Source organism: Bowmanella sp. JS7-9, from assembly GCF_004329715.1.
Lineage (GTDB): Bacteria > Pseudomonadota > Gammaproteobacteria > Enterobacterales > Alteromonadaceae > Pseudobowmanella > Pseudobowmanella zhangzhouensis.
In genome coordinates this window covers 151,393-169,653 of record NZ_JXSY01000021.1, presented here as the reverse complement: position 1 = coordinate 169,653, position 18,261 = coordinate 151,393, and the positions used below count along the sequence as shown (strand labels likewise).

Genomic DNA, 18,261 nt, shown 5'->3' with positions numbered 1-18,261 from the left:
GCGCTAAGCCGGTTTTTGCTGTTCAAGCTAGATCAAAAGAAGGTATACACCAACGTCACTGCGGTTTCGGTGTCCAGATTCTCTTTATCTTCTGCCACCTGGCTATTGTGATTCAGAGTTAATGTCACTTTCATTGCCAGTGAGCCGTTAATCTTGGCGGTTAACGAGGTTTCAGATTTTGACTTGGTATTGTCCTGACCGACTTCCGTACTGAGCAACTGACGGAAAGTAGAGGTGTCTGAAATCTTCCACTGATAATCGGCGGCACCACGAACAATCAAACCGTTCTGGCTCTCGCCAGAGTCGGTTTTAGCAAACGAGTAACCCGGACCGATACTGTAGTTGAAACTGCTGCTCTCGTCTTTCCACAGCTGTTGGCCCCAACCGCCGGCTAACGTGCCCTGATAGTCATAGCCACTGAAGCGGTTATCTTCATAAGACGCGTATGCGAATAAACGATGGTTAGGATTTTCTAACTTGTAGCTGCCCTGCGCCGACACAAAGACTTTCTGATCTTTGACTTTTTCCTCGTCCGCATTGCCATCGCGACGGTACAGGCCTTCAGCAATGTAATCGTTACTCCACTGCTCCAGTTCCTGGTGGGCATTAATCTTGGCTTTAATCGTCGAGGTTTCGGTGTTACCCGTGGTAACGATCACACCTAATTCACCGTCCATCGTGAATTCTTTGGCGTCAGCGCCTGTACCTTCTGCCGGACTGCTGTTTTCGGCCATATACAATTTGGCCATAATATCGATTTGTGCATTACTGACGAAAGGCGTAAGGGCCAGTAAAGACACAGCAAGTTTTTTCATCATGAGAGCAAGTCCTTCAGCAAGTAACTATTAACTATTGGAAAACGCTGGAAATTCTAAGGGATCAATCCGCTAATGTCAGCCGAATCCTGCATAAACTTTACTCAGGAAGCATAGTAAACAAAAAATTCAGCGAACTTTGCCCCATGACCTGGGCAATTTGCGCTTCAGACACCTGCAAATCCAGTAACGCCTGGGTAATGGCTGCCAGCTCCGAGGTGTCTAATGCGGTGACCACCGAGCCGTCGAAATCAGAACCCAGCGCCACATGCTCTGCGCCTACCAGCTCAATTCCATATTTCAGCATAGAGGCAATGCCACTTGGGCTGGTATCGCACACAGCGGCTGGCCAGTAACCGATGGCAATAATGCCACCTTTGGCGGCAATCGCCTGCATCAGTTCATCGGAGATATTGCGGGGTGTATCGCACAGCCCCTTAAATCCGGTGTGCGACACGACAATCGGGCGTTGGGTTTGCGCCAGCACGTCTCTGACCACCTGCTCTGAAGAGTGCGCAACATCGATCAGCATGCCAAGCCTATCCAGCTCAGCAACCACTTCACGGCCAAACGGGGTTAAACCCTGTTGCGAGACTCCATGCAAAGACCCGCCCAGTTCATTATCGAAGAAATGCTGCAAACCTATCATGCGATAGCCTGCATCGTAAAAATGCTGCACATGCTCGATTTTACCTTCCAGCGGATGCGCGCCTTCCATACCCAACATCACACCCACAGGGTTGCTTGCTTTACTCTGACGCGCTTGCATCAGCTGCTGCAAATCATCGCGACTACGTACCCAAATCAAATCACCCGCAGCATCCTGCTGAGCTTCGGCCAGCTTCTCTGCCTGATATAGCGCACGCTCGTACAGACTATTCCAGGTGCGCACCGGCCAACGTTGTGCCACCACCAGCGAGGTAATGCGATCACTGTCTGCGCCGTTTCTTTCATAATTCTGACCACTGGGTGATTTGGTCACCACTGTTAGCATTTGTAAGGCAACGTTACCCTGTTGCAGCCGCGATAAATCCACGTGGCCGCGACTTACCCGGTCGGTAATGGCTCGTTTCCACAATAGGGTATCGGCGTGCCAGTCCATGATATTCAGTTCGCTGTGCAACCGGCTGGCCTGATTACTGATGCTGTACGGCGCGTGTGCAATCACCCGGTTAAATTGCCCTTCGAGTCCATAAGGCAGATACCAAAGCCCTGTGACGAGCAGTAAAATCGACGCGACGGCAAGCTTTTTCCACATGGCTTTATCCTTAAAATGGCTATGCCCAAAAATGACTTTGTCCAAAAAATATGGGGCCATCGGCCCCACATCAAATTACGCTTGTTGTTCAGTCAGTTCCGCATCCGGGTGCGCACCATGGTCACGCGCCATCAGCATATACAGTGACGGTAGAACATACAGGGTAAACACCGTACCGATGGCCATGCCACAGACCAGCACTAAGCCAATCGCATTACGCGCTTCCGCGCCGGCACCGCTGGCAAAGATTAACGGCGTATGGCCGGCAATCGTCGCGATACTGGTCATCAGCACCGGACGTAGTCGAATAATCGATGCCTGTTGAATCGCATCCAGCTTACGGTAACCCTCTTCACGCAATTTATTAGCAAATTCCACCACTAAAATACCGTTACGGGCAATCAGTCCAACCAGGGTTACCAGCCCTACCTGCGAATAGATGTTCAGCGTGGTGGTAAAACTATCAGTCCAGTGCGGCATAGGAGCCGGAATTTTCAGGAAAGTGAAAATCAGCGCACCAAACATCGCTAACGGCACGGAGCCGGCCAGAATCACCAGCGGGTCGCGGAAACTATTAAATTGCGCAGACAACACCAGGAAAATCATGGTCACTGCCATCAAAAACGCTGGCAGGAACGAATTACCCTCATGGCGTAACTGACGGGATTGCCCGGTGTAATCGATGCTGTAACCCTGTGGCATCAGATTGCGCGCTTCAGTTTCCATAAAGGTCAACACATCATCCAATGGCGCAGTGGGCTGACCAGAAATTTTCACAGAGTTCATCTGCTGCATACGGTTAATGCTGCGTGGCACGGTGTGGGTTTCCACATAGGCAATATCCGCCACGCGCACCAGATTACCGTTGGCACCCGTCACATACAGATCTTCAATATCCAGCGGATTTAAGCGGGCAATCCGTTTCACCTGCGGGATGACCTTGTAACTATAGCCATCCATATTAAAGCGATTGACGTAATTGCCTCCCAACAACACGGCTAAATCCCGTGTCACCGTTTGCAGATCCAGCCCCAGTTCAGCGACCTTCTCTTTGTCGATATGCAAGGTGGCATCTGGCTGGTCAATTTTTAAATCCACCATAGGTGGAAACGCGAACATGCCCGATTCCATGCCCTTTTGCACCAGTTGCTGGGCAATCTGTAACATTTGCTCAGGATCGGCCTGAGAGGTCAGCACAAATTCAAACGGGAAGTTACCACCACCGGGTAATGCCGGGGGCAAAATCGGGAAAATGTTTACACCACTGAGTTGCCCAAGCTTTTGCTGAATCTCAGGCTGGATGTCGAACACGCTGCGCTCGCGCTGATTCCAGGGCTTAAGTACCATGCCCGAGAAACCACCATTGGGGAAGGATAACAGGAAGGTGAATTCCGTTTCCGGGATGGTGCGATAGGCCAAATCTGCCTGATTCACGTAATGCACGGTCTGGTCGATGGTGCTGTTAGCGGCTGTTTCGGTAATACCGAAAATAACCCCCTGATCCTCAGTCGGTGCCAGTTCTTTGGCGGACATGATGTACATGGGCACGGTCAGCAGGGCGATCACCACCCAAAACAGATACACCGCAGGACGATGTTGCAAAGAGCCTTGCAGCGTACGCGAATAAAAGCCGGAAAAACTATCGAATACGCCACCCAGTGGCGCGGATATTTTCTTATGCTGCTTCAACCACTGCGAACCAAGCATAGGCGATAGGGTCAATGCCACTATGGCCGATATGGACACCGCACCGGCCAAAGTAATGGCAAATTCACGGAACAGGGTACCGGTTAAGCCACCCTGGAAACCGATGGGTACGTAAACCGACACCAGCGTTACCGTCATGGCGATAATCGGCCCGGCCAGCTCTCGGGCACCGAGTAAAGCAGCCTGATAGGGCGATTGACCTTCTTCGATATGGCGCTCAATGTTTTCCACCATCACAATGGCATCGTCCACCACCAGACCCACACTGAGCACGATCGCCAGCAGAGTCAGCAGGTTGAGGGTAAAACCAAACATTTGCATCAGGAATAACGCGCCAATCAATGACAACGGAATCGCCAGCACCGGGATCAATACAGAACGACTGAAGCCGAGGAACAAAAAGATTACCAGGATGATAATCAGCAGGGTTTCGGTCAGGGTTTTGACCACTTCATCGATGGCGGTCTGGATATATTCCGTGGAGTCGTAAGACACCATGGCCTGCATACCGGTCGGCAGCTTGGCATTGATGGCTTCCATCTCGTCACGCACCGCTTTCATCACATCCAATGCGTTGGCGGTCGGCATTACCCACACGCCCATAAAGACGGCGGTTTGGCCCGAATAGCTGACCACTGTGTCGTAGCTGTCCGCGCCCAGTTCAACATCAGCAATATCCTGCAGACGCACCGTACCGTTTTGGTTGCGACGAATAATCAGATTCTGAAAATCACTGACAGAGCGTAAATCCGTGTCCGCGCTCAGATTCACCTGAGTCAGGGTGCCACGGGTTTTGCCCAGTGTCGCCTGCACGTTATTCGCCACCAGCGCCGCACGCAGTTCCAGCGGTGTCACATTCAGGGCAGCCATACGCTCTGGTTTCAACCAGATCCGCATCGCATACACCCGCCCACCGAGGGTTTCGGCTTTTTGCACCCCATCCAGAGCCGCCAGACGCGGCTGAATATTACGGGTCAAAAAGTCAGTTATCTGGTTCTGATTGAGAATGTCAGAGGTAAAGCTCAGATAAGCCGCCGCGAATTCACTGTCCGCCGAGACAATACTCAGTGACGGAATCTCGGCTTCTGGCGGTAACTCCCCCCGTACCCCATTAACCTTGGCACTGATTTCTGACATCGCACGGATAGGATCCTGATTCAGTTTCAGGTGCACTTTAATATCGGAAAAGCCAAGGGATGAAGATGACTCTACGTAATCGATGCCCTCAGCCGCCGCGATAGCGCGCTCAAGTGGCGTGGTAACAAAGCCTTTGACCAGATCCGCACTGGCGCCCACATAAACGGTTTGGATCTGAATAACGGAAATATCGCTTTTCGGATATTGCCTTACCGTCAGGTTATTGGCCGCCTGAAACCCTGCAATCAGGATCAGCAGGCTGACAACGATACTGATAACCGGACGTTTTACAAATAAGTCGGTAAATGCCATGCCTGATCCTTACGCGTCGTTCGGTTGCGGATTCAGGCTCAGTGCTGGCTCAGGATTTTTCCCTTCAACCACTGGCATACCGTTAAACAGTTTGAATCCACCGGCGCGTACGATACGCTGCCCCGCCTGCAAACCAGCTTCAACGGCTACATAGTCACCGCGGCTTTCACCGAGGCGCACAAATTGCTGCCGCACTACCTGTTGTCCATTGTTGTCTTCCACCACAAACACCGTGTCGCCATAGGGTGCAAACAATATCGCCGTGGCTGGGACCGCCAATACGGTTTGTGGATTGGGTAATTCCACTTCTACATCAACCGCAAGGCCCGGCAACAGACTCTGTTCCGCATTGGGAATACGCGCCTGCACCGTGAGGTTACGAGTCATCGGGTCAATTTCCGCCGCGGTAGCGATGACTTCACCACTGACTGTTTCGCCCTGACGAGTAGTGACATTCACGATGTAACCCGGCTTAACCTGATTGAGCCACTTTTGCGGGATATTGAAGTTCACTTTTAACGAGTCCACTGCCTGCAATGACACCACCGCCGTACCGGCCTGCAGATCTTGCCCCATATAAACCTGTTTCAAGCCTAACCGGCCAGAGAAAGGCGCGACGATGCGCTTTTTAGCCAGGGTCGTGGTGAGGTTGTCGACATCCCCCCTGGCACTTTCCAATTGTTGGCGCGCCTCGTCGATGGCGCTTTCAGACACACTCTGCTGTTTACGCAATGCAATCAGACGATTCAGGCTGCTCTCAGCCAGGGTCAGGCGTGCCTTGGCGGCGCGTAATTGCGCCTGCTCATTGCCGGACTCCTGTTCCACCAGCACATCGCCGGCGTTGACCTGTTGGCCACCCTCGAAGTGAATGGCATTGATACGACCACTGATTTCCGCGCGCAGGGTCAGGCCCTGTTCTGCTTCCAACGTACCTACCGCCATTAAGCTACGCGGCCACACCTGTTCGCCCACGTCATACATGGCAACGGTTGTAGGTGGCTGTTGAAAGCTCTCGCCAGATTTGATCATAAAATTAATTTGTTCGCCTTTGATGCCTACGATGATGGCTAAGATGATCAGCAACGAAACAATAGAGATAACAACGGCGCGCGCGCGGGACATGAATATTCCTTCTCTTTAACTTTTAACTTCTTTTAAAAAAGGGGGGTGATACTGCAGATGGACGCGGGTCCGATCACCTTGAATGGATTAACGGCATACTATCTGGATATCCATACAGAAACTAACCATTTTGGTCGGATTTACAAATCTTTACGATTAATCTTATTCCGTTTGGTTTTTAACCCATTGCCAGGCGTCTTCCATTTGCATCAGGTTAGCATCACTTAGTGACAGTTTTTGGTCAGCCAGACGCTGCTCTACACGACGAAAACGCTGTTCAAACTTGCGATTTGCCCGGCGCAGGGCGCTTTCCGGGTCAACCTTGAGGTGACGCGCCATGTTCACCACCGCAAACAGCAAATCGCCTACTTCATCTTCGATAGCATCCTGGTTCAGTGTGCTGGCCTGCACTTCTGCCATCACTTCGTCTAATTCTTCATGAATTTTATCCGCCACCTGCGTCACGTCCGGCCAATCGAAGCCGACTTTGGCACAGCGCTTTTGCAGTTTGTTAGCACGCACTAAAGGGGGCAACCCGGTGGTGATATTAGCCAGAATACTGGCATCCTGTGCGATACCTTTTTCGAACCGCTCTGCTTGCTTTACCGCTTCCCAGTTGTCTTTGATGGCCGCCACAGAGTCAAAATTTACCTCAGCAAATACATGAGGATGACGGCGGATCAGTTTATCGGCAACCCCTTGTGCCACTGCATCAAAATCGAACTCGTCCTGCTCATTGGCCAGCTGGGTATAGAACACCACCTGAAACAACAGATCGCCCAACTCATCACGGATATCCTGCATATCCCCCCGTTCAATGGCATCCGCCACTTCGTAGGCTTCTTCGATGGTAAAGGGAATAATGCTCTGCATGGTCTGCTCCCGATCCCACGGGCAGCCCGTTTGCGGATCGCGTAGCGCACGCATTACATTCAATAAACGCTGCAGGTGAGGAAAGTCCGCCACTACTAGTGCTCCGTACGGCGCACTGCAAAGACGCTGTTAATCGCGTCGAGCTTGCCGATGAGTTTTTCCAGCGATTCCACATCTTTTACTTCCAGACGCAGACTGATTCTGGCGGTGTTATCACGGCGGTTACTATGGGTATTGACCGCCAGCAGCGCCACTTTGTCATTGGCCAGCACCGTGGTGATATCGCGCAGTAGTCCGTCGCGGTCAGTACTCATCACTTCTAACGTCGTTTCGAAATTGGCGCGGGGACGACGCGCCCAACTGACATCGATCTGACGTTCCGGGTGCTGATCGAGCAAATGTGCCAGCTGTTCACAATCCTGACGATGCACGCTCACGCCTCGGCCAATAGTGACATAACCGGCAATAGGGTCGCCGGGTAATGGCTGACAGCACCGCGCCAACTGGGTCATCAGGTTGCCAACGCCTTCCACCCGCACCGCATCGGCGCTCTCGCTGGTATCCACCGCGGTCTTTTTACGCAGGCGCGGATCCATCTCTGGCGGCGGCGCATTGCGCTGCTGCAGGAAATTAAGCAGCTGGTTAATCCGCACATCGCCGGCACCGATTGCCACATACAAATCGTCCAGCGAGGCCATATTAAATTTATCCAGCGCATGGGGCAGATCTTTTAGCGGGATCCCCGCGCGCTGACATTCTTTCTCCATCAGGTCCTTACCGGCCTGCAGGTTCTTATCCCGATCCTGCTTTTTAAACCAGGTATGAATTTTCGCCCGCGCTCGCGAGCTGTGCACGTAACCCAGATTGGGATTCATCCAGTCGCGGCTGGGGTTGGTTTTCTTGCCGGTCAGAATCTCAATCTGATCACCGGTCTGTAGCTGATAGGTAAAGGGCACGATACGCCCAAACACTTTCGCGCCAATACAGCGATGGCCGACATTGCTGTGAATGTAATAGGCAAAATCCAGCGGTGTGGAACCCAACGGTAAATCCACCACATCGCCTTTGGGGGTAAACACATACACACGGTCTTCAAACACCTGAGAGCGCAGTTCTTCGATAATACTGCCCTGCTCGACCATGTCTTCCTGCCAGGCCAGAATCTTGCGCAACCAGTTAATTTTTTCATCATAACTGGAGCGGCTGCCAGCCGTGCCCTCTTTGTATTTCCAGTGCGCTGCCACGCCCAGTTCCGCATCCTGATGCATTTGCTGGGTGCGGATTTGAATCTCTACCGACTTACCTTCCGGGCCGACCACCACGGTATGAATCGACTGATATCCATTAGGTTTAGGGGTGGCAATATAATCATCGAACTCACGGGGAATATGCTTGAAGCGGGAATGAACGATCCCCAGAGCGGCATAACAATCCTGCAAGCGCTCGGCAATGATGCGCACCGCGCGGATATCGAATAACTGCTCAAAACCCAAATCTTTCTTATGCATCTTCTTCCAGATGCTGTAGATGTGCTTAGGTCGGCCATAGACTTCCGCCTGTACCTGTTGGCTGTGCAATTCCTGCTGTAAGTCCTCAACGAAATCCTCAATGTACTGCTCGCGATCGGCGCGGCGTTCATCCAGCATTCTGGCTATTTGCATATACGTATCCGGATGCAAATAACGAAATGACAGATCCTCTAATTCCCATTTGAGTTGGCCGATGCCTAACCGGTTTGCCAGCGGTGCATAAATACTCGCGCATTCACGCGCCGTCAGTACCCGGGTTTCTTCATCGGCTTTCTTGACCTGACGCAGACGACAAATACGCTCAGCCAGTTTAATCACCACGGCACGCACATCTTCCACCATGGACAGCAACATACGGCGGATATTATCGATTTGGCTCTCGCTGGATTTGCCGGTTTTACTGCTATGCAGGGTACGGATGGCATCCATGCGCATGACGCCAGACAGTAATCGCGCAACGGCGGCGCCATAGTCTTCAGCGATGCGCTCTTCCGGCCATTTATGTTGTTCGATCAGGGGCAGGATCAGCGCCGCTTGCAGGGTTTCATCATCCATATGCAGTTCGAGCAATATCTCCACCATTTCCCGTCCCATGGCCGGAATCGGGTGTTTTTGCTCCAGCGCCAGCATGGCCTGCCGGCATTCATCGGAAATCGACAAATCCTGCAGCCATTGTGCAAATGGCAGGCTGGCCTGATGGTGTACATTACGGATCGAAACCACGAGATTACTCCCTGTTGGGTATAAATAGCGCCATTAATTCGCTATGGGCAGTACCCGGAAACATATCGATTAAACTGATTTTTTCAAGGCGATAGCCCTGTTTGGTCAGCGCACCGGCATCCCGTGCAAAGGTCGCAGGATTACAGCTTACGTAGACGATACGCTGCGGTTTTATCCGGCTCAGTGCCTGCATGGCGAATTGCGCCCCAGCCCGCGCGGGATCAAGCAGCACCTTGTTACAACGGCGAATATCGGCCTGTTTGGTCCAACTCTCAGACTCCAAATCAGCACACACAAAGCGCACGTTTTCAATCTGATTACGCTCGGCATTACGCTCGGCGCGCTGCACCATGCTATCCGCGCCTTCAACACCCACGACACTGCCAGCTTGTGTGGCGATAGGCAGGGTGAAATTGCCGACCCCACAGAATAAATCCAGTACTTTGTCGTCGGCGTTCAGGGTTAACCAATCCAGCGCCTGCGTGACCATTTTCTGGTTCAGCACACCATTTACCTGCACGAAATCATCCGCGCCAATTGCCAGACTGATGCCCTCTTTTGGCGCATAGTGCACCAGGGTGCTATCGCCATTGATGCACTCAAATTGCGCGTCATCGCGCTGTAACACCAGTTGCAAGTTATGCTCGCTGGCCAGTGTTTGTAAGTTTTGCAAATCTTGCGCCGGTAATTCACGAATAATCCGCAGACACAGCTGAATCTGCTCATCACCCGCCAGTAACGTCACATGACCCAGCGCCTTCTTGCCTTTTAGCGAGCTCACACAACTAACAACGGCCGGGAAAATAGCCTGTAAGCGGGTAACCAACACCGGACACTGCTCGATGCTGACCACCTGTTTACTGTTGGCCGCACGAAAGCCAATGCGAAACTGGTCTTTGTGTTGATTGTCGATGGCCAGACGCGCTTTACGACGATAGCCTTGTTCCTCACCGCTGAGCGTCTCGGCCCACTGTGGCGCCTTGCCCGTGCTGCGGCGAATTAATTCACCAATCGCCCGTTGACGCGTTTGCTGCAATGCTGACGACTCAACGTGCTGGGTCTGACAGCCTCCGCATTGTTCAACGTGAGGACAAAATGGGCTAACCCGCTGGGGCGACGTCTCAATCAGTTTCTTTGCTTTGCCAAACGCCACACCACTGGCCTGACGGGTGATCGTGACGTCGCACAGCTCGCCCGGTAACGCGCCTTCGACGAACAATACCGGTTGGTGTGCACGTGCCACCCCCTGCCCCTGATGATCTAATTCATCGATGCGGACACGGGCCTGTTTGGCTACCTGTGCTTTAGGTTTGCGCTGAGGTTTAAAAATCTGCGCCATTAGCCACGCTCCAGTATCACGGTCGCGACAGCATAATGCTGCTCGTCGGACAGGCTTAAATGAATTGACGACACGCCCTGCTTTTCGCACCAAGATTGTAACGCACCACTGACCATTAACTGCGGTGCGCCGGAGGGCAAATTGCTGATTTCGGCATGTTGAAAGCTAATGCCATTGCCAATGCCCAGTCCGGCGGCTTTGACCACCGCTTCTTTGGCCGCAAAACGTTTGGCCAGATAGCGCACCGGTTGTTTGTGTTGACGATAAATCGCCAGCTCAGATTCAGTTAATACCCGCTTGGCCAGGCGCTCACGCTGCTCATCAGGCATATCAAAACGGTTAATCTCGACGATATCCGTTCCTAACCCCACAATACTCATTGGCTGCGCGCTTCCAGCATCAGGCGTTTCATATCGGCCACTGCGTTAGCCAGTCCGTCAAATGCGGCCCGCGCGATAATGGCGTGGCCAATATTCAGTTCAATAAATTCAGGGATCGCGGCGATTGGTTTTACATTATGGTAGTGCAAGCCGTGCCCGGCATTGACCTTTAAGCCGATGCTGGCGGCATAACGAGCCCCCTCGGCAATGCGCGCTAGTTCCGCTTGCTGTGCGGCGTCGTTTTCTGCATCGGCATAGGCACCGGTATGAATTTCAATATACTCCGCGCCACTTTGTTTGGCGGCATCGATCTGGCTGTGATCGGCATCGATAAACAACGACACAATCGTGCCATGGGATTGCAGGCGATGTACCGCCTGGCTGATTTTCGCCAGCTGCCCCACCACGTCCAGCCCACCTTCGGTGGTCAGTTCCTCGCGTTTCTCGGGCACCAGACAACAAAAGGCCGGTTGAATATCCGCGGCGATGCCGAGCATTTCTTCGGTTACTGCCATTTCCAGGTTCATGCGGGTATTCAGGGTTTGGCTGAGTAACAGCACATCCCGGTCGGTAATATGACGACGATCTTCACGCAGGTGCACGGTAATGCCATCCGCACCGGCACGCTCGGCGATATCCGCGGCATGCACTGGGTCCGGATAAGACGTGCCACGCGCGTTGCGCAGAGTCGCGATATGGTCAATATTGACCCCCAGCAAAAGTTCTTTCATGTCGTCACTCTCTTAATAAATAATTCCCGACTTTTCAGGGGCTTCTCCCCGACAAGCGGTTTTAATGCAGTACGGCAAAGCTGTTTCGCTGCGGACAGTGCTTGCGCGTCCCAATTGCCCTCAGCAATGGCGTTTAATACGTCGCCAGTTAAACTGCCGCGCATTGGCATCACAGGTACAAAGCCTTGTTCTTCCAGTAAGCGATAGTGTTGCCCGGGTCGCAACGGATCACCCTGATAATCTACGTCAAAGCTCACACCATAGCCCATTTCATCCAGCAAGCGCAGTTCAAACTGACGCAATACGGGTTGCTGTGCGTCGCCACGATTGAGCGCGTCGAGCGCCGTTACGTAGGCATCGAACAAGCCTTCCATTGGCAATTCCGGATGCAGGACACGGTTCAGTACCTCGTTAAGATACATTCCACAGTACAACGCATCGCCTGACAGACGCAGTGCCAGTGCAGCCCCTTCACAACTTTGTAAGGTTTTTAAGCTGGCTTTACCAATGGCCGTTATTTCCAGCGCCTGAAACGGCTGCAGTAACGAGCGCCACTGGCTTTTGCCACGCTGCGCCCCTTTCGCCACAAAACTGATTTTGCCTTGCTCACGACTAAAGGCGTCAACCAGAAAGCTGGTCTCCCGATAGGCGCGTTTATGCAAAATGTAGGCGTGTTGCGGCTGCTGCAATGAAGGAATTCGCTTTACCCGTCAATGACTGTGATTATACCCTAGGCTTTGTTGAAAAGTCGCTGAGAATCAGCCCGTTAGCCGTGAGATAAAGGAGTCTATCCCATGCGAATCATTGCCAGTTTATTGTTATCTGCCATGCTGATCAGTGGCTGTTTACCCGCGGACCAACCCCGCAATGAGACCGAACGACGCATTCGCGTCGCTAATCAGGAACTGGCTGAGTGGGAAGCCAAAATTCGTCCGTTACTCACGCCGGCAGTAACCCGTGAACCTGAACTTCACATACCTCAATTGTTCTTCGTATTCGAGATGATTGGCGAAGCGGACAAAGTGTATCCTTCGTTTGATTTGTATTCCCCCGCGCCAGACTCGTACCGTTCCCTGCGTGAGCAAGTCGATAATCTCACCCCCACACTCAACCTTGCCGCTAAGCGGGTGTTGCAGGGCATTGAACAGCATATTGCCAATTACCGGTTGTCTTTGGATTTAATCGATCGGGCGCGTAATCAAACCGGCAATGATCCCGATACACTGCACCTTAATCATCGTTTTGGTCAGACTTACCGGGATTTACAAAAAGATCTCAATAAAGTGGAAATCATGCTCACTCAGCTACAAAGCCTGTCTCCGCAATTAGCGGAACTGATCCATATGGCCAATGAACAGGTGATGGACATTATTACGGATGACGCGACGTTTGAAAGCTTTGCCGAGCGTATCCGCGCGCTGCCTAATACTTAAGTACAGCTTTTTCTGCGCCCTTGCTCTGCTATCTTGGCAGCATCAAGCAGAGGAACAATTATGCAAACAGTATTAATAACCGGCGGATGCAGTGGCATAGGTGCCGGTATCGCCAAAGGACTCGCGCAAAAGGGATTTCGGGTTATCGCCACCGATCTCAATCCACAAGCGGTTAGCAGCATGACCGCCGAGCTTCAGGCGCTGCAGGCCGACAGCCGTGCGATGGTGATGAATGTCACCAGTTCGCAGGACGTGGACAACGCTGTGCTCGCCTTGCAGGATACGCCGGTGGATATTCTGATCAACAATGCGGGTATTCAGCATGTATCACCACTGGCGGATTTCCCGATGGACAAATGGGATCAGCTGATTCAGGTGATGTTGGTCGGCGTAGCGCGCGTCACCCAGGCTTTTTTGCCAGCGATGCAGGCGCGAAATTTTGGCCGGATTATCAATATTGGTTCCATTCATGCGGTGATAGCCTCGCCGTATAAGTCCGCCTATATCGCGGCTAAACACGGCTTATTGGGATTCAGTAAAACTATGGCGCTTGAATTTGCCAGCCAGGACATCACCATCAATACCGTGTGCCCGGCTTACGTAAAAACCCCGTTAGTAGAGGGGCAAATTGCCGATCAAGCCAAACGCCATGGCATCAGCGAACAGGAAGTGATTGACAAGATCATGCTTGAGCCTATGCCGAAAAAGGCGTTTATTACCATCGAGGAATTACTCGGTACCTGCGAATTTCTTATCAGCCCGGCCGCGCGCAATATTACCGCACAAACCATGATACTCGACGGCGGCTGGACCGCCCGCTAATTGCCTGTTGGCCCCGGCTATAAGGTCGGGTGCCAGAAACAGTTTACATGTTGCACACCACTCCTTATGCTGAAAATGACAATTCACCAAGGAGTGCAGAGCATGCAGCCAGACAAATCAAAAATGGCGGGGTTGATTGATGGCACAGAAAAGGTTCTGCTGATCCTGATAGCGATCGCCACCCTGTTCGCGGTGGGCACCGAAATCGTGCATATGGTGCGCAATCAAAAAGTCGAGTTAAGCGACCTGTTGTTACTATTTATTTATGCCGAGGTGATCGGCATGATTTCCGCTTATTACACCAGCCGGCGTATTCCGGTCACCCTGCCGATTATCATCGCCATGACCGCATTGAGCCGCTTAATCATCCTGCAAAATAAAGAGATTGATAAAATCGTGCTGCTTTATGAAGCAGGCAGCATTCTGCTGCTGAGTATCGCCGCGCTGATTATGAGCGTGAAAGACAAATACAGTATTGAGAAAAGTCGTGCTCCGCAAAATCAATCACGAGAATCCTGACAATTCCAGCAGATGGCAAATTGTGCCTCGTTAAGCTCCCTACATTGCGGGCAATGCCAGGCGCCTTGTTGTGGGCGCTCATCAAGTTCGGCCAAAATCCGTTCAGCCCGGGGCGCCCAGCTTTCATCAAGCAGCCACAGCTCCGGGATACAATCCTGCGGCGGGATTTCACCCATCGCGCCTGAGGCAAACTGATTTTTAATCAGGCAGGTAATGCCCTTTGCCTCTAGCACATCTTTAGCTCGCTGTATGACAAATAAATCGTCGCTTCGCAAAACACAGTGCATCAATACACCAGGGTTCGATTTATCAATAACGAGAGTATTACCTGTTCAAAAGAAATAAAAAAGCCCGCCGAGGCGGGCTCCAAGTCGTCCAGGGAAGGACTTAGAAAGAGAGTCTGGCACCAAGATAGAAGCGACGAGGTTCAACCCAACCCATGGCATCTCCAAAGTCAAACGTGCCATCACCGTCATAGAGATCTTGTTCACGCACAACCGCCTGATCATCCAGCGCGTTGAATACATCAAGGAAGAATTCCGCTTTGTACTGGTCGAAATCCATCGTGTATTTCACGCGCAGATCAAGAGTGCCGTATGAAGGGGTTGTGTGAGAGCCGACTGCCCCTTCCCGAATGTAGGTATCTTCCAGACCCCAGTACTCATATGGTGTTTCCACCATGTAGGGTAGGTGACGACCGTAGATTTCCCACGTTTCGCTATAACGCACGCCAGAGTTCCAGTTATACACAGCTCCAACTTCGATGCCATTATCGAAAAAGTAAGACCCAGCAATTTTAAATTGATCTTCAATATTCCCCGGTTGCTTACCGTATTGATTCGGTGCCCGCGGATCCAATGCAGCCCAGTCGCCCTGGAAGTCAGCATTACTGTCTGAATTGGTGTTCCCTTCGGCATCATTATGTGTAAAGGATGCAAGCATCTGCCAATTATCACTGCGGAGTTTACGGAACGTCACTTCATAGCCTTTATACTTCCGTACACCACCTTCCAACGTGCCAATCACATAGTTGGTGCGAGGAACTTCATCAAATCCGAAGTAATGCAGGGGCAATTGGAATCCCGTACCAGCATAATCACCACCCTCGGCATACAGACCCAAATCATAGTCTTCCAGAATGTCTCTGGTTTCACGTTCTGTATAGGTTACCGACAGGGTCATGTTGTCACCCAAGGTTTGGGCATAACCCAACATGATTTCGTCGGTGTAAGGTGTTTTAGTCGTCGGCGCAAATAACGCGTCTCCGGCACCGCGACTGCGAAATGTGACCCAATCTCCGTCAACGAAAACTTGCTCGTTGCGAACTGTGTCTGAGAAGTTACCGGCAAAGGACGTCATATTGGTACGAATCGGATCATAGTATCGACCATTGAACGCCCAGACCTTACTTTCTCCATCACCAAACAGGTCATAGATAACACTCAATCGAGGTGCATACTCCCAATCAAACGTAAAAATCTTTTCGCCATTTGATGCATAGTGTGACCATTTCTCTGCACGCACACCGGCAGTCAGAGTCAGGTTCTCGAAGGTCCAGTTGTCTTGTAAATAGAAAGCATGACCTTTGCTTTTGAATCGCAGATCCGAGGCATTTTCCAATACAATACGGTACACGTTGACATCACCTGTAGGATTGCCTGCGGTACTGGAAAACTGTAACGCTCGTAATTCATCATCCGAGATACTGCCATCAGTGTTAGTATCGAGTAGGGTGGTGTAACGAGCTGCATCGTCTGAATTTTGGATTGCGGTTTTGATTCTGGCCAAATCCGTGGAAGAGATGCTACGCGACCCCGTCCAACCTGTGCCAAAGTAATCGCCCAGCGTAATACCGGCATCGCCATCATTCACCGAGGCGTATTGCGCACCATCCCCCGTATAGGTTTGGAAACTGGAACTCAGGTTTTCTTCATATTCGTAACCCACTTCAAAAGTATGGTCACCATAGTTGGTGTACATGAAGTACTCTGCATTGATGTAAAAACCGTCTTTGTCGCGATGACGTTCCACATCCTGCCCATCACCTCCCAACTGCGTATCCTGTTTCGAAGGACTTCCAGTTAGAAATGCCACGTTATTTCGGGTATCACGATTCGCCGCCACATCAGACAATTCGGACTTATGCGAGTTATAACCTGCATTAAGAATCAGATTGTCCCAAGTATGGGAATAATCCAGCTTAAAATTATTGCCACCCTGCTTACGTGCGGTGTCTCGATTATTCAGCGTATTGGGATCGGTAGTACCACTGATATCAGTGGGGTCATTGAAAAAGGTAAGAGTCAAAAGATCCGCATCGGTCGCCTGCCAGGTTATTTTTGCAAAGCCCAGCTTTTCGTCTCTCTCGACAGAACGTGCGACGCCACCATTTATAATATCTGGCACATCCTGCTGCTCATTTTTGACCTGATATGAGGCAAAAAACCACAACTCATCCTCGATAATTGGTCCACCCAACGTGATCGCAGTGTCATAGTTACTGAACGTTTTTTCTTCCTGCTCTTCGTGCTTGTAATCAGACACCAGGCTATCGTTTTGAAAGTAGTAGTTCACCGAGCCATGCCAATCGTTGCTACCAGATTTAGTAATGACCCGGGACACAAGTCCTGCACCTCCAGCATATTTAGCGGGAATACCACCGGTCAGCACTTGCTGTTCCTGAATAATTTCAGAGTTGAAATTTGCACCGAAAGTACCGGATGAATTATCAGTGACGTTTACACCATCAATATAATAAACATTGTCTGACGAACTCCCGGCACTTCCTGTGCGAGCGTCAGGAATATCGGAATAGTTTACGCCCGACTTAGATGACGGATTGTTACCCGGGCTAGGCTTTACACCCGGTACTATTTGTAGATAACTTTGATAACTTCTTTGTGTAGGTAATGACTCAGTCAGGTCAAGAGTAATATCAACGCCTACCGCCGACGAAGTCGTGTCAATTTGCGCATAATTGCGGCTACCAGTGACAGCAATTTTCTCAACCTGATCGGAATTCAATACATAGTTCAGCGAGAATGTTTTGTCAGATACGACTTTAACCTGATCGACATTTAATGTTTGATAACCATTACCTTCGACGACGAGCGTATATTTAGCAGAGGGGTATAATCCAACCAACCGTACGAAACCTTCTGCATCGGTTGTTGCCTCTTTTGAACCCAGACTTTCCGGTGTAGATACCATCACTTTTGCATTAGTAACAGGATTACCGTTTGCATCAGTAATTCTAACTTTCAACCCACCCGTATCAGCCATTACTGCCGCAGAAAAGCCAAGTGTCGAGGCAATTACCGCACCGAGCATATGTTTTTTAAATGAGAATTTCATTTTATGTCTCCATTTTAATAAGAAATGAAGGCGCCTTAATAATTCATAATATAAATTTAATTATTAAATCATTAACAACCTCAGCACCCACTCCCACTTCACTCCTTATATTTTATGGATTCAACATCGCGAATAATTAAACGTGTAACAAACATACTCGACATGTAAATTAAATTGTTTTCATTAACAAAAATTCACACATTTAAT

Annotated in this window: 15 protein-coding genes; 3 read left to right on the top strand and 12 right to left on the bottom strand. The window is 50.9% G+C overall.

The features are described 5' to 3' along the window. Positions 1–32: 32 nt before the first annotated feature. From TK45_RS12255 to recO, 10 genes are all read right to left on the bottom strand, one after another. The gene (locus tag TK45_RS12255; protein ID WP_131259232.1) at positions 33–749 is read right to left on the bottom strand and encodes a YdiY family protein; all 717 of its coding nucleotides are present in this window, start codon (positions 747–749) and stop codon (positions 33–35) included. A gap of 166 nt (positions 750–915) precedes the next feature. Further along, positions 916–2,073 carry a dipeptidase gene (locus TK45_RS12250; protein WP_131259116.1) on the bottom strand — a complete coding sequence of 386 codons (1,158 nt, stop codon included), beginning with the start codon at positions 2,071–2,073 and terminating at the stop codon, positions 916–918. Positions 2,074–2,148: 75 nt separating this feature from the next. Beyond that, a complete protein-coding gene (locus TK45_RS12245; protein ID WP_131259115.1) occupies positions 2,149–5,229 on the bottom strand; it encodes an efflux RND transporter permease subunit in 3,081 nt (1,026 codons plus the stop codon). A 9-nt stretch (positions 5,230–5,238) separates the two neighbouring features. Beyond that, on the bottom strand, positions 5,239–6,351 hold the full coding sequence (locus TK45_RS12240; RefSeq protein ID WP_131259114.1) for an efflux RND transporter periplasmic adaptor subunit: 1,113 nt from the start codon (positions 6,349–6,351) through the stop codon (positions 5,239–5,241). Positions 6,352–6,513: 162 nt separating this feature from the next. Next, positions 6,514–7,317 (bottom strand): nucleoside triphosphate pyrophosphohydrolase, encoded by an 804-nt coding sequence (mazG, locus tag TK45_RS12235; protein ID WP_256372534.1) that lies wholly within the window; start codon positions 7,315–7,317, stop codon positions 6,514–6,516. Between the two features lie 2 nt (positions 7,318–7,319). Then, the gene (relA, locus tag TK45_RS12230; RefSeq protein ID WP_131259113.1) at positions 7,320–9,476 is read right to left on the bottom strand and encodes a GTP diphosphokinase; all 2,157 of its coding nucleotides are present in this window, start codon (positions 9,474–9,476) and stop codon (positions 7,320–7,322) included. A 4-nt stretch (positions 9,477–9,480) separates the two neighbouring features. Beyond that, positions 9,481–10,815 carry a 23S rRNA (uracil(1939)-C(5))-methyltransferase RlmD gene (gene rlmD / locus TK45_RS12225; RefSeq protein ID WP_131259112.1) on the bottom strand — a complete coding sequence of 445 codons (1,335 nt, stop codon included), beginning with the start codon at positions 10,813–10,815 and terminating at the stop codon, positions 9,481–9,483. Then, positions 10,815–11,195, bottom strand: coding sequence for a holo-ACP synthase (gene acpS, locus TK45_RS12220; protein ID WP_131259111.1), 381 nt, complete (start codon positions 11,193–11,195; stop codon positions 10,815–10,817). The genes rlmD and acpS overlap by 1 nt, the downstream gene beginning before the upstream one ends. Beyond that, positions 11,192–11,926, bottom strand: coding sequence for a pyridoxine 5'-phosphate synthase (gene pdxJ / locus TK45_RS12215; RefSeq protein WP_131259110.1), 735 nt, complete (start codon positions 11,924–11,926; stop codon positions 11,192–11,194). Before pdxJ ends, acpS begins: the two co-directional genes overlap by 4 nt. Beyond that, complete coding sequence (recO, locus tag TK45_RS12210) at positions 11,923–12,615, bottom strand: DNA repair protein RecO (protein WP_165490777.1); 693 nt, start codon at positions 12,613–12,615, stop codon at positions 11,923–11,925. Before recO ends, pdxJ begins: the two co-directional genes overlap by 4 nt. Positions 12,616–12,720: 105 nt before the next feature. Here recO and TK45_RS12205 point away from each other — a divergent pair, with 105 nt between their 5' ends. From TK45_RS12205 to TK45_RS12195, 3 genes are all read left to right on the top strand, one after another. Beyond that, complete coding sequence (locus tag TK45_RS12205) at positions 12,721–13,359, top strand: hypothetical protein (protein ID WP_131259108.1); 639 nt, start codon at positions 12,721–12,723, stop codon at positions 13,357–13,359. Between the two features lie 60 nt (positions 13,360–13,419). Further along, positions 13,420–14,181 (top strand): 3-hydroxybutyrate dehydrogenase, encoded by a 762-nt coding sequence (locus TK45_RS12200; protein WP_131259107.1) that lies wholly within the window; start codon positions 13,420–13,422, stop codon positions 14,179–14,181. A 102-nt stretch (positions 14,182–14,283) separates the two neighbouring features. After that, positions 14,284–14,700, top strand: a complete 417-nt coding sequence (locus TK45_RS12195; RefSeq protein WP_217350835.1) for a phosphate-starvation-inducible protein PsiE — start codon at positions 14,284–14,286, stop codon at positions 14,698–14,700. On the opposite strand, the gene TK45_RS12190 is transcribed toward TK45_RS12195, so the two are convergent. Then, positions 14,682–14,987, bottom strand: a complete 306-nt coding sequence (locus TK45_RS12190) for a DUF2007 domain-containing protein (protein WP_131259106.1) — start codon at positions 14,985–14,987, stop codon at positions 14,682–14,684. The genes TK45_RS12195 and TK45_RS12190 overlap by 19 nt on opposite strands. Before the next feature lie 100 nt (positions 14,988–15,087). After that, positions 15,088–18,030: a TonB-dependent receptor gene (locus TK45_RS12185; RefSeq protein WP_256372537.1), complete on the bottom strand. Its 2,943-nt coding sequence runs from the start codon at positions 18,028–18,030 to the stop codon at positions 15,088–15,090. Between the last annotated feature and the right edge of the window lie 231 nt (positions 18,031–18,261).